The 12,730-nt window shown below is 54.6% G+C and carries 13 protein-coding genes; 10 read left to right on the forward strand and 3 right to left on the reverse strand.

What is annotated here, in order from left to right; translation table 11 throughout:
- Window positions 1-32 precede the first annotated feature (32 nt).
- Genes hycB through hycI form a run of 8 tightly spaced genes read left to right on the forward strand, consistent with a single transcriptional unit; the run spans window position 33 to window position 7,309 of the window.
- On the forward strand, window positions 33-644 hold the full coding sequence (gene hycB, locus OGW44_RS24460) for a formate hydrogenlyase subunit HycB (RefSeq protein ID WP_049040386.1): 612 nt from the start codon (window positions 33-35) through the stop codon (window positions 642-644).
- The gene (gene hycC / locus OGW44_RS24465; RefSeq protein ID WP_185654477.1) at window positions 641-2,467 is read left to right on the forward strand and encodes a formate hydrogenlyase subunit 3; all 1,827 of its coding nucleotides are present in this window, start codon (window positions 641-643) and stop codon (window positions 2,465-2,467) included. Before hycB ends, hycC begins: the two co-directional genes overlap by 4 nt.
- Before the next feature lie 2 nt (window positions 2,468-2,469).
- Window positions 2,470-3,393, forward strand: a complete 924-nt coding sequence (locus tag OGW44_RS24470) for a respiratory chain complex I subunit 1 family protein (protein WP_016157320.1) — start codon at window positions 2,470-2,472, stop codon at window positions 3,391-3,393.
- A gap of 17 nt (window positions 3,394-3,410) precedes the next feature.
- Window positions 3,411-5,120 carry a formate hydrogenlyase subunit HycE gene (hycE, locus tag OGW44_RS24475; protein WP_016154186.1) on the forward strand — a complete coding sequence of 570 codons (1,710 nt, stop codon included), beginning with the start codon at window positions 3,411-3,413 and terminating at the stop codon, window positions 5,118-5,120.
- 9 nt (window positions 5,121-5,129) lie between these two features.
- Window positions 5,130-5,672 carry a formate hydrogenlyase subunit HycF gene (gene hycF, locus OGW44_RS24480; RefSeq protein WP_016154185.1) on the forward strand — a complete coding sequence of 181 codons (543 nt, stop codon included), beginning with the start codon at window positions 5,130-5,132 and terminating at the stop codon, window positions 5,670-5,672.
- A complete protein-coding gene (hycG, locus tag OGW44_RS24485) occupies window positions 5,672-6,439 on the forward strand; it encodes a formate hydrogenlyase subunit HycG (RefSeq protein WP_049040387.1) in 768 nt (255 codons plus the stop codon). Before hycF ends, hycG begins: the two co-directional genes overlap by 1 nt.
- Window positions 6,436-6,846, forward strand: a complete 411-nt coding sequence (locus OGW44_RS24490) for a formate hydrogenlyase maturation HycH family protein (RefSeq protein ID WP_003037385.1) — start codon at window positions 6,436-6,438, stop codon at window positions 6,844-6,846. Before hycG ends, OGW44_RS24490 begins: the two co-directional genes overlap by 4 nt.
- The gene (hycI, locus tag OGW44_RS24495; protein WP_016154183.1) at window positions 6,839-7,309 is read left to right on the forward strand and encodes a hydrogenase maturation peptidase HycI; all 471 of its coding nucleotides are present in this window, start codon (window positions 6,839-6,841) and stop codon (window positions 7,307-7,309) included. Before OGW44_RS24490 ends, hycI begins: the two co-directional genes overlap by 8 nt.
- Window positions 7,310-7,383: 74 nt before the next feature.
- Here the strand turns inward: hycI and OGW44_RS24500 are convergent, their stop codons facing one another.
- A complete protein-coding gene (locus tag OGW44_RS24500; protein WP_016154182.1) occupies window positions 7,384-7,623 on the reverse strand; it encodes a SymE family type I addiction module toxin in 240 nt (79 codons plus the stop codon).
- A 270-nt stretch (window positions 7,624-7,893) separates the two neighbouring features.
- On the opposite strand from OGW44_RS24500, the gene OGW44_RS24505 reads away from it, so the two are divergent.
- Window positions 7,894-8,358 carry an OB-fold putative lipoprotein gene (locus tag OGW44_RS24505; RefSeq protein ID WP_016157319.1) on the forward strand — a complete coding sequence of 155 codons (465 nt, stop codon included), beginning with the start codon at window positions 7,894-7,896 and terminating at the stop codon, window positions 8,356-8,358.
- An 83-nt stretch (window positions 8,359-8,441) separates the two neighbouring features.
- Here OGW44_RS24505 and OGW44_RS24510 read toward each other — a convergent pair whose 3' ends face one another.
- Both OGW44_RS24510 and ascF read right to left on the reverse strand, forming a co-directional pair.
- Window positions 8,442-9,866, reverse strand: a complete 1,425-nt coding sequence (locus tag OGW44_RS24510) for a 6-phospho-beta-glucosidase (protein WP_185654478.1) — start codon at window positions 9,864-9,866, stop codon at window positions 8,442-8,444.
- A gap of 22 nt (window positions 9,867-9,888) precedes the next feature.
- Window positions 9,889-11,343 (reverse strand): PTS cellobiose/arbutin/salicin transporter subunit IIBC, encoded by a 1,455-nt coding sequence (gene ascF, locus OGW44_RS24515; RefSeq protein ID WP_185654479.1) that lies wholly within the window; start codon window positions 11,341-11,343, stop codon window positions 9,889-9,891.
- 264 nt (window positions 11,344-11,607) lie between these two features.
- Between ascF and OGW44_RS24520 the strand changes: the two genes are divergently transcribed.
- Window positions 11,608-12,621 (forward strand): LacI family DNA-binding transcriptional regulator, encoded by a 1,014-nt coding sequence (locus tag OGW44_RS24520; RefSeq protein WP_185654480.1) that lies wholly within the window; start codon window positions 11,608-11,610, stop codon window positions 12,619-12,621.
- Window positions 12,622-12,730: the final 109 nt, after the last annotated feature.

Below are 12,730 nucleotides of genomic sequence, written 5' to 3' on the forward strand. Positions count from 1 at the left end.
GTCAAAAATGACTATCACCTGAGGAATGCCTGGTGAATCGTTTTGTAATTGCTGACTCCACTCTTTGCATCGGCTGCCACACCTGTGAAGCCGCCTGCTCAGAGACACATCGCCAGCATGGCCTGCAGTCAATGCCGCGCCTGAAAGTGATGTTAAATGAAAAAGAATCCGCCCCGCAGCTTTGCCACCATTGCGAAGATGCGCCTTGCGCCACCGTTTGTCCGGTTAATGCGATTAATCGCGTTGATGGTGCCGTGCAGCTGAATGAAAGCCTGTGTGTAAGCTGCAAACTGTGCGGGATCGCCTGTCCGTTTGGCGCGATTGAGTTTTCCGGTAGCCGTCCGCTGCATATCCCGGCAAACGCCAATACGCCAAAAGCGCCTCCGGCTCCGCCAGCGCCTGCCCGCGTAAGCACGTTGCTGGACTGGGTTCCGGGTATTCGCGCCATCGCGGTGAAATGCGATCTGTGTAGTTTTGACGAGCTTGGTCCGGCCTGCGTACGCATGTGCCCGACCAAAGCCCTGCACCTGGTGAGTAACGTGGATATTACCCGCGCCAGCAAACGTAAGCGTGAGCTGACTTTCAATACCGACTTCGGCGATCTCACCTTGTTTCAGCAGGCTCAGAGTGGGGATGCAAAATGAGCGCAATTTCACTGATTAACAGCGGCGTAGCCTGGTTTACGGCGGCTGCGGTTCTGGCATTTCTGTTTTCATTTCATAAACCGCTGAGCGGCTGGATTGCCGGGGTTGGCGGTGCGGTTGGCAGCCTGTGTACAGCGGCTGCGGGTTTCACCGTACTGACTAATGCCCTGGCTTTAAGCGGTGTGATGCCATTTATTGGTCACAGTGTGCAAATTACCCCGTTGAACGCTATCTGGCTGATTACGCTGGGCCTGTGCGGCCTGTTTGTCAGCCTGTACAACATTGACTGGCATCGTCATCCGCAGGTAAAAGCCAACGGGCTGCTGGTGAATCTGCTGATGGCCGCGGCGGTATGTGCGGTGGTTGCCAGCAACCTCGGAACGCTGGTGGTGATGGCGGAAATCATGGCGCTGTGTGCCGTGTTCCTCACCGGCTGCAGCAAAGAGGGCAAACTGTGGTTTGCGCTGGGCCGCGTCGGCACGCTACTGCTGGCTATTGCCTGCTACCTGGTGTGGCAACGCTACGGCACCCTGGAGCTGCGCCTGCTTGACCTGCGCACTCAGGAGCTGCCGCTCGGGTCTGATATCTGGCTGCTGGGCGTGGCGGGTTTTGGCCTGCTGGCCGGGATTATTCCGCTGCACGGATGGGTGCCACAGGCACACGCCAACGCCAGCGCACCGGCTGCGGCGCTGTTCTCTACCGTTGTCATGAAGGTGGGTCTGCTGGGTATTCTCTCCCTGTCGCTGCTGGGCGGTAACGCGCCGCTGTGGTGGGGCATTACGCTGCTGGTGCTGGGAATGATCACCGCATTTGTCGGCGGTCTGTATGCGCTGATGGAACACAACATTCAGCGTCTGCTGGCATACCACACGCTGGAAAACATCGGCATTATTCTGCTGGGTCTGGGCGCAGGCGTAACCGGAATTTCCCTGAATCAACCTGCGCTGATTGCCCTGGGTTTGACCGGCGGTCTGTACCACCTGGTAAACCACAGCCTGTTCAAAAGCGTTCTGTTCCTGGGCGCAGGCAGCATCTGGTTCCGTACCGGTCATCGTGATATCGAAAAACTGGGCGGTATCGGTAAACGTATGCCGGTTATCTCTCTGGCGATGCTGGTTGGCCTGATGGCGATGGCCGCACTGCCGCCGCTGAACGGTTTTGCCGGTGAGTGGGTTATCTACCAGTCCTTCTTTAAGCTTGGCAACAGCGGCGCGTTTGTCGGTCGTCTGTTAGGACCGTTGCTGGCGGTAGGACTGGCGATTACCGGCGCGCTGGCGGTGATGTGTATGGCGAAAGTCTATGGCGTTACGTTCCTTGGCGCACCGCGCACGAAGGAAGCTGAAAATGCCTGCTGCGCGCCAATCCTGATGGGCGTTAGCGTAGTCGCGTTGGCTATCTGCTGCGTGATTGGGGGCGTTGCTGCGCCGTGGCTGCTGCCGATGATCTCCGCTGCCGTTCCGCTGCCGCTGGAAACCGCGAACACCACCGTTTCTCAGCCAATGATCACGCTGCTGCTGATCGCATGTCCGCTGCTGCCGTTCATCATCATGACGATTTTCAAAGGCAACCGTCTGCCATCGCGTTCACGCGGTGCGGCATGGGTGTGTGGTTACGATCACGAGCAGTCAATGGTCATTACCGCACACGGTTTTGCCATGCCGGTGAAAGAAGCCTTTGCACCGGTACTCAAACTGCGCAAATGGCTGAATCCGGTATCACTGGTTCCGGGCTGGCAGAATGCGGCTGCACCGGTGCTGTTCCGTCGCCTGGCGCTGATTGAGCTGGCGGTACTGGTGGTGATTGTGGTTTCACGAGGAGCCTGAGAATGAGTGTTTTATATCCGTTAATTCAGGCGCTGGTGCTGTTTGCCGTTGCGCCGCTGCTGTCCGGTATTACCCGCGTGGCACGTGCGCGTTTGCACAATCGCCGCGGTCCGGGCGTTTTGCAGGAATACCGCGACATCATCAAACTGCTGGGCCGTCAGAGCATTGCGCCTGCAGATTCCAGTTGGGTTTTCCGCCTGACGCCGTTTGTGATGGTGGGTGTGATGCTGACTATCGCCACCGCGTTGCCGGTAGTGACCGTTGGCTCACCACTGCCGCAACTGGGCGATCTGATCACCTTAATTTACTTGTTCGCCATCGCCCGCTTCTTCTTCTCTATCGCGGGCCTGGATACCGGTAGCCCGTTTACCGCTATTGGCGCCAGCCGCGAAGCGATGCTCGGCGTGCTGGTTGAACCTATCCTGCTGCTGGGTCTGTGGGTAGCGGCGCAGGTTGCTGGCTCAACGCATATCAGCAATATCGCCGATACCATTTATCACTGGCCAGCTGCACGCAGCATTCCGTTGATTCTGGCGCTGTGCGCCTGTGCTTTCGCCACCTTTATCGAAATGGGCAAACTTCCGTTCGATCTGGCAGAGGCAGAGCAGGAGCTGCAGGAAGGTCCATTGACCGAATACAGCGGCAGCGGTTTTGCGGTGCTGAAATGGGGCATTAGCCTTAAGCAACTGGTCGTTCTGCAAATGTTCGTTGGCGTGTTCCTGCCGTGGGGACAGATGGAAACCTTCACCTTGGGTGGGCTGCTGCTGGCGCTGGTGATTGCCGTCGTCAAACTGGTTCTCGGCGTGCTGGTCATCGCCCTGTTCGAAAACAGCATGGCGCGTCTGCGTTTTTGCGCCACTTCACGCGTGACCTGGGCCGGTTTTGGGTTTGCGTTTTTAGCGTTCGTCTCCTTGCTGGTGGCGTGATTTAAGAGAGTTTGAGCATGTCTGAAGAAAAATTAGGTCAACAATATCTCGCGGCGCTGCACCAGGCCTTCCCGGGCGTCGTGCTGGATGAAGCCTGGCAGACCAAAGATCAGCTGACGATCACCGTCAAGGTGAACTACCTGCCGGAAGTGGTGGAGTTCCTGTACTACAAACAGGGCGGCTGGTTGTCCGTGCTGTTTGGTAACGACGAACGTCAGCTGTGCGGTCATTATGCCGTTTACTACGTGCTGTCGATGGAGCAGGGTACCAAGTGCTGGATTACCGTGCGCGTTGAAGTCGATGCCAATAAGCTGGAGTTCCCGTCCGTCACGCCGCGCGTGCCTGCTGCGGTCTGGGGCGAGCGCGAAGTGCGCGATATGTACGGTTTGATCCCGGTTGGTTTGCCCGATGAGCGTCGTCTGGTACTGCCGGATGACTGGCCGGACGAACTCTACCCGCTGCGTAAAGACAGCATGGATTATCGCCAGCGCCCCGCGCCGACTACCGATGCTGAAACCTACGAGTTCATCAACGAACTGGGAGACAAGAAAAATAATGTAGTGCCGATTGGCCCACTGCACGTCACCTCTGATGAACCCGGTCACTTCCGTCTGTTTGTTGACGGCGAGAACATCATCGACGCCGACTACCGTCTGTTCTATGTCCACCGCGGCATGGAGAAGCTGGCGGAAACCCGCATGGGTTACAACGAAGTGACCTTCTTGTCCGACCGCGTGTGCGGCATTTGCGGCTTTGCGCACAGCACCGCCTATACCACCTCCGTCGAGAACGCGATGGGCATCGTCGTGCCGGAACGTGCGCAGATGATCCGCGCCATTCTGCTGGAAGTTGAACGCCTGCACTCGCACCTGCTGAACCTCGGCCTGGCCTGTCACTTTACCGGTTTTGACTCCGGCTTTATGCAGTTCTTCCGCGTGCGTGAAACCTCCATGAAGATGGCGGAGATCCTCACCGGGGCACGTAAAACTTACGGTCTGAACCTGATCGGCGGTATTCGTCGTGATCTGCTGAAAGAGGATATGATCCAGACCCGTCAACTGGCGCAGCAGATGCGTCGTGACGTGCAGGAACTGGTCGATATGCTGCTCAGCACGCCGAACATGGAACAGCGTACCGTAGGTATTGGCCGTCTGGATCCGGAGATTGCCCGTGACTTCAGTAACGTCGGCCCGATGGTACGCGCCAGCGGCCATGCGCGTGACACCCGCGCCGATCACCCGTTTGTGGGCTATGGCCTGCTGCCGATGGAAGTTCACAGTGAGCAGGGTTGCGACGTTATTTCTCGTCTGAAAGTCCGTATCAATGAAGTCTACACCGCACTGAATATGATCGACTTTGGTCTGGACAACCTGCCAGGCGGCCCGCTGGCTGTGGAAGGTTTTACCTACATTCCACACCGCTTTGCGCTGGGCTTTGCTGAAGCGCCGCGCGGGGATGACATCCACTGGAGTATGACTGGCGACAACCAGAAACTGTATCGCTGGCGCTGTCGCGCGGCGACTTACGCCAACTGGCCGACGCTGCGCTACATGCTGCGTGGCAACACCGTTTCCGATGCCCCGCTGATTATCGGTAGCCTCGATCCTTGCTACTCCTGTACCGACCGTATGACCGTGGTCGATGTGCGTAAGAAGAAGAGCAAAGTCGTGCCGTACAAAGAACTTGAGCGCTACAGCATCGAGCGTAAAAACTCGCCGCTGAAATAAGGAATCGCCATGTTTACCTTTATCAAAAAAGTCATCAAAACCGGGGCGCCGACATCGTCGTATCCGCTGGAGCCGATTGCGGTCGATAAAAACTTCCGTGGCAAACCGGAACACAATCCGCAGCAGTGCATTGGCTGTGCGGCCTGTGTGAATGCGTGCCCGTCGAACGCGCTGACGGTAGAAACCGATCTGGTCACCCATGAGCTGGCGTGGCAGTTCAACCTCGGCCGTTGCATCTTCTGCGCCCGCTGCGAAGAAGTCTGCCCGACGGCGGCAATCAAGCTGTCGCAGGAGTATGAACTGGCGGTGTGGAAGAAAGAGGATTTCCTGCAGCAGTCCCGCTTTGCGCTGTGTAATTGTCGCGTATGTAACCGCCCGTTTGCGGTACAAAAAGAGATCGATTACGCCATTGCGCTACTTAAGCACAACGGCGACAGCCGTGCGGAAAACCACCGTGAAAGCTTTGAGACCTGCCCGGATTGTAAGCGCCAGAAATGCCTGGTGCCGTCTGACCGTATTGAACTGACTCGCCATATGAAAGAGGCCAGCTGATGAGCAATTTATTAGGCCCACGTGACGCCAACGGTATTCCGGTACCGATGACGGTGGATGAATCCATTGCCAGCATGAAAGCGTCGCTGCTTAAAAGCATCAAGCGTTCAGCGTACGTTTACCGTGTGGACTGCGGCGGCTGCAACGGTTGTGAAATCGAAATCTTCGCTACGCTTTCTCCGCTGTTTGATGCCGAACGTTTTGGTATCAAAGTTGTACCATCACCGCGCCATGCGGATATCCTGCTGTTTACCGGCGCGGTAACGCGTGCCATGCGCTCTCCGGCGCTGCGCGCCTGGCAGTCTGCGCCAGATCCGAAAATTTGTATCTCTTACGGTGCCTGCGGTAACAGCGGCGGTATCTTCCACGACTTATACTGCGTATGGGGCGGCACGGATAAAATCGTACCGGTGGATGTGTATATTCCTGGCTGTCCGCCAACGCCTGCGGCTACGCTGTACGGTTTTGCAATGGCGCTGGGTCTGCTGGAACAAAAAATTCACGCGCGTGCGCCAGGTGAACTGGACGAACAGCCGGCTGAAATTCTGCATCCGAACATGGTTCAGCCGCTGCGCGTGAAGGTGGATCGTGAAGCACGCCGTCTGGCGGGCTACCGTTACGGTCGCCAGATTGCTGATGACTATATGACGCAGTTAGGGCAGGGCGAGCATCAGGTGGCGCGCTGGCTGGAAGCGGAAAACGATCCGCGTCTGACCGAGATCGTCACGCATCTTAATCATGTTGTCGAAGAGGCGCGTATCCGATGAGTGAAACGGTGGTGTTCAGTCAACTGAGCCGTAAGTTTATTGATGAGAACGATGCAACGCCCGCTGAGGCGCAGCAGGTTGTCTATTACAGCCTGGCGATTGGTCACCACCTTGGGATCATCGATTGCCTGGAAGCGGCGTTAACCTGTCCGTGGGATGAATATCTGGCGTGGATTGCCACGCTTGCCGAAGGCAGTGAAGCCCGCCGGAAAATGGAAGGCGTGCCGAAGTACGGCGAGATCGTCATCGATTTCAACCATGTGCAGATGCTGGCGCGCGCGTTCGATGATGCGCGTGCCGTGCAGACTCCGCAGCAGCAGGAGTGGAGCAAGCTGATGCTTAGCATGCTTCACGATATCCACCAGGAAAGCGCCATCTATCTGATGGTGAGGAGACATCGTGACTGACGTTTTATTATGTGTGGGTAACAGCATGATGGGCGATGACGGCGCGGGGCCGCTGTTGGCCGAAATGTGTGCTGCAAATCCTCAAGGTCAATGGGTTGTCATCGACGGCGGTAGCGCGCCGGAAAACGACATCGTCGCCATCCGTGAGTTGCGCCCGCAGCGTCTGTTGATTGTGGATGCTACCGACATGGGGCTAAATCCGGGTGAAATCCGCATTATCGATCCTGATGATATTGCCGAGATGTTCATGATGACCACCCACAACATGCCGCTGAACTACCTGGTCGATCAGCTGAAAGACGACGTTGGCGAGGTGATTTTCCTTGGTATCCAGCCGGATATTGTCGGTTTTTACTACCCGATGACACAGCCGATCAAAGATGCGGTAGATACCGTCTATCAGCGATTAGCCGGGTGGGAAGGACACGGTGGGTTCGCTGAATTAGAGGCACCGGAAGCCTGAGCCTGAGGGCACTGAATACCGGATGGTGTGTCGCATTACCACCATCCGGATAACGTCGACACCCTCGAAACAGACTATTCACCTGCTTGTTCAATAATTAATTTCCCCTGCGTAACCGATACTTTTACTGACGTGCCCGTTGGGAACCCCGCCTGTTCCAGCCAGTCTCCGTTCATCGTGAGTGAAGCATGACGGCTTATACGTCGTGTAAAACCGGTCTTGCGATCTTCATGCCGAACTCTGACATAGCTGACTTTAAAATGACGTAATGGCTTGTTGATAACCGCTTCTGCATTGCCATTTTTACCAGACATAAACACTCCCTTGTTACAAATAAAGAGATGGAAAACTACTGAATAAAATGCCAGTAAAAAGGCGGGAGGGCAAACCCGAAACTGGAAGGCAGATCCAGAAAATAGAATGCAAATAATGAACGGATGAGAAGTTGATAATAGCTGGGGGGGAATATTCTCTTCTTTTACTAATACGGGAGTTATATTATATTTCGGCGTTGTTCAGGGAGGTTATATACTCGAATTATTTAGAATTTGAATATATGGGAAATTAATATACAGGAGTTATTTATGCGTTCAGGTATACGTTTGGTAAATTTAATTATTATTTCCTCTCTTCTTAGCGGGTGCGAGACGGCGGCTGACGCGTTCTTCTCTGCGGGAGACCGATTATTTCAACCGGGGGAGTCATCAGCTGCGTCAATGCCAACCTTGTCCGTCGCTGATTTTGTCGCGCCCTATACCTTAAATCCTGTTAAAGCCAATAAGGACTATCTTGGTGAATGGGTGAAGCTGCGGGGCGTGGTCATTGATATTCGTAAGGTTAATGGTATTTCCAATGCTTATTCTTATCTTGTCAGCCTGAAAGACGAAAATAATAAAACGAACAACGTGATTCAGTTCCAGTTTGGCTCCCATAATAGTACGAATGTTGAGTCATTACAGATTGGCCGGAGCGCGACAATTATTGGTCAGGTCCACGCGTTGGGCGAAGCGCCTTTGCCGCTGCTGCAAAATCCTAAAGTTGTACAATAAAAATGATAACAGACAGCGGGTATATATATTCTGAATAATACGTGTTGCCGGATGGCGGCGTCATCCGTTATCCGGCAACATTGTTATTCCAGATCGGTCCCGTTGCTCGCAATCACTTTCTTATACCACCAGAACGATTTTTTGCGTTTACGCGCTAACGTGCCGTTGCCCGCGTCATCGCGGTCCACATACACAAAACCGTAGCGTTTGCTCATCTCACCGGTTGAGGCTGAAACCAGATCGATACAGCCCCAGGTGGTGTAGCCCAGCAGCGGCACGCCATCCTCAATAGCATCTGCCATGGCGCGAATGTGCTCGCGTAAATAGCTAATGCGATAGTCGTCATTGATTTCGCCGTTAGCATCGCTCTCATCTTTCGCCCCCAGCCCGTTTTCCACCAGAAACAACGGCTTCTGGTAGCGGTCATACATCATATTCATGGTGATGCGCAGGCCGAGTGGGTCGATGCCCCAGCCCCATTCGCTGGCGGCAATGTACGGATTACGCAGCGACTTCACCACGTTAGCGGCGCTGGTATTGCCAGTATTCATTTCAGCGGAGGCGCAGCGCGATGCGTAATAGCTAAACGAGACGAAATCGACGGTGTTTTTCAGGATATCGTCATCTCCCGCCGCTTTTTCTATCACCACGCCTTTTTCGCGAAACACACGGGCAGAGTAAGCGGGGTAAGCCCCACGCGCCTGCACATCAATAAAGAACAGGTTTTCGCGGTCTTTTTCCAGCGCGGTCCACACATCTTCCGGTTTACAGGAATAAGGATAAAAATTACCGCCCGCCAGCATACAGCCGACCTGGTTTTGCGGATTAATTTCATGGGCTATTTTAGTTGCCAGAGCGCTGGCAATCAGTTCGTGGTGGGCGGACTGATATTTCACCTGATCCTGATTCTCTCCTTCTTCAAACACCAGTCCGGCGCCAGAAAAAGGGCTGTGCAGCATAATGTTGATTTCGTTGAACGTTAGCCAGTACTTCACCAGACCGTCAAAGGCCTCGAAGCAGGTACGGGCATAGCGGGTAAAGAACTCCACCATTTTGCGGTTACGCCAGGAGCCATACTCGCTGACCAGATGCATCGGCACATCGAAGTGACACAGCGTAACTAACGGCTCAATACCGTATTTTTTACACTCGGCAAACACGGCCCGGTAAAACGCGATACCCTCTTCATTAGGCGTCAGCTCGTCGCCGTTGGGGTAGAGACGGCTCCAGGCGATGGAAGTACGAAAAACCGTAAACCCCATTTCCGCCATCAGCGCGATATCTCCTTTATAGCGATGATAAAAGTCGATTGCCTGATGGCTGGGATAAAATTCGTCATCCCGCAGTGTAAAGCGTTTTTCCTGACCCAGTTTGACGGCCATGCGGTTTGTGCCGTGGGGGATCATATCGACGGTGGTCAGCCCTTTGCCGCCTTCCTGGTATGCCCCTTCAGACTGGTTGGCGGCCAGTGCGCCGCCCCATAAAAATCCTTGCGGAAAAACAGACATAGTTAACCTCAGTTCATACCAGTCAAATGCTGGCTCTATTGATATTGCCTGGTTGCGCGGCCTGGTTTTTTCTGGCCTGCGCGGCTGCATCTTCGACGGGAATATCTTCAAAGCCGAGGAGCAGTGTTAATACAAAGGAAAGCACGACCGCCAGCGCCATCACGCCAAACACCCAAACGATGGTCATCGGATTGGCTGGATCGAAAAACTGTACGCTGGTGAACAAGCCTGGAGCCGCCATGGAGTGGCTCGCCAGTCCGGCCATTCCGGCAACGGCACCGCAGATAAAGCCGCTGATAAGACTCGCAATCAGTGGGCGTTTCAGGCGGATCGCCACGCCATACAGCGCGGGTTCGGAAATGCCTGCCATGATGGCCGAGGCGGCTGCCGCTAACGCCGTCTGACGCAGTTCCGGGTTTTTGGTTTTCCATGCCACTGCCAGCGATGAACCACCCAGCGACAAATTGGCGCCAATTTCTGACGGCATCACCATGCCTTCTTTTCCGGTTTCGGCAATGGTCTGAATAATGGTTGGCGTGAAGACGCGGTGCATACCGGTCATCACCAGCAGCGGCCACAATGCGCCCATAATGGCCACCGACAGCCAGCCGAGATAGCCGTGAATGGTATAAACCAGTGCTGAAATTGCACTACCGATCCAGATACCGATCGGGCCAATGATGACGATGGCGAGTGGGGCGGCGATCAGCACGATTAGCATCGGTTTAAGGAAGTTTTTGGTTACCGCCGGAGTGATGCGATCGACCCAGCGTTCGATGTAGGACAGACACCAGGTCATGACCAGCGCCGGGATCACCGTGTAGGTGTATTTCACCGCCGTCACCGGGATCAGGGCAAACTCAACGTGCTCACCCTGCGCGGCCTTCGCCATCAGTTCGATGAAGCTGGGATGCACCAGTACGCCTGCGATGGCGATTGCCAGCGACATGTTGGTTTTGAATTTTATGGCTGCTGAGGCGGCGACCATCAGTGGCAGGAAGAAGAAGGCGCCGTCGCCGATTACGGTCAGAATAGTGAGCGTGGACGATCCTTTTACCAGCACGCCGGTCATTTCGAGGATCATTGCCAGCAGCTTGAGCATTGATCCGCCGATAATAGCCGGGATCAACGGGGACATTGTGCCGATCAGCGCGTCGAGGATCCCCGCGCCAATCCGCTTCAGCGTCAGCCGAGGTTTGGTTTGCGGCTCTGCAGGTTGCATATTGGCAGGTAACAGGCTGACTACCTCGCGATACGCCTGCGAAACGGTGTTGCCGATGATCACCTGGCACTGGTTATCGCTGCGCACCACGCCGAGCACGCCAGGGAGCGTCTTCAGCGTCGTGCTGTCGACCTGCGAGTCATCTTGGATAACGAAACGCAAACGGGTCATACAGTGGGTCACTGCTGTGATGTTGTCCACGCCTCCCAGAGCCGTCACAACCGAGCGCGCCAGCGCTGCATAATTTTTGGACATCGGATTTAATCCTGTTTTATCAGTAGAGTACGTTATGTTTTATCCGTTCACGTTGGTCGCTTTTCTGGGTTGATGAAACGCAGATAGGAAACCGGTTCCACAAAATCATGTTTAAATTAAACTCAATGGGCAAGGTTTAATTTTGATCGTTTTTTATAATTGTGACTCCGATCACCAGATGTCAGCGTTTGCAATTTAGCAGCAAGGACAGCGGCGAAACGGTGCAGTACACTGCGTCACATTGAGAGAAAAGGGATGAGTAATATGACCACGATGCTGGAGGTGGCGAAGCGTGCCGGGGTATCGAAAGCGACGGTTTCCCGGGTGCTTTCCGGGAATGGCTATGTCAGCCAGGAAACCAGAGACCGCGTGTTTAAGGCCATTGAAGAGAGTGGTTACCGCCCTAACTTGCTGGCACGCAGTCTGGCAGCGAAAACCACGCAGACGCTTGGTCTGGTGGTAACTAACACCCTTTATCACGGCGTCTATTTCAGCGAACTGCTGTTTCATACCGCGCGGATGGCGGAAGATAAGGGACGCCAGTTGTTGCTGGCTGACGGTAAGCACAGCGCAGAGGAAGAGCGTCAGGCGATCCAGTACCTGCTCGACCTGCGCTGTGACGCGATTATGATCTATCCGCGTTTTCTTAGCGTGGATGAGATAGACGATATCATTGACGCCCACGCCCAGCCGATTATGGTGCTTAATCGGCGGCTGCGGAAAAATACCAGCCACTGCGTGTGGTGCGATCAAAAGCAAACCAGTTTTAACGCCGTTACTCAGCTCATTGCCGCCGGGCACAAAGAGATTGGTTTTATTACCGGCTCGATGGATTCGCCTACCGGCGTGGAGCGACTTTCAGGCTATAAAGACGCGCTGGCACATCATGGCATTCCGCTTAATAATGATTTGATTGTTAAAGGGAAATGGACGCCAGCCTGCGGCGCAGCGGGAGTCGATACTTTGCTTTCGCGTCAGGTCAATTTTACCGCGCTGGTGGCCAGCAATGATGATATGGCGATCGGTGCGATAAAGCAGTTGCATGCGCATGGCGTGAGCGTCCCTGCTCAGGTGTCGGTGATTGGCTTCGACGATATCGCCATCGCGCCATACACTATTCCGGCGCTTTCCAGCGTCAAAATCCCGGTAACGGAAATGATCCAGGAAACGATAGGCCGCCTGATCTTTATGCTGGATGACGGGGCGTTTACGCCGCCAAAAACCTTCACCGGTGAACTCATTCAACGCGACTCTGTTGCGCCGCTCGTTTTGCGCTGACGGCTGTCATTTGTCATCGTCACTAGTGACGATGACACGGCTTCTCTGCATTCATCAAAATAAAAAACCTTTAATAACAGTTAATTAAATTCTGGCACGATTTATGAAT

This window comes from Citrobacter sp. Cb023 (assembly GCF_030336805.1).
Taxonomy (GTDB): Bacteria; Pseudomonadota; Gammaproteobacteria; order Enterobacterales; family Enterobacteriaceae; genus Citrobacter; species Citrobacter braakii.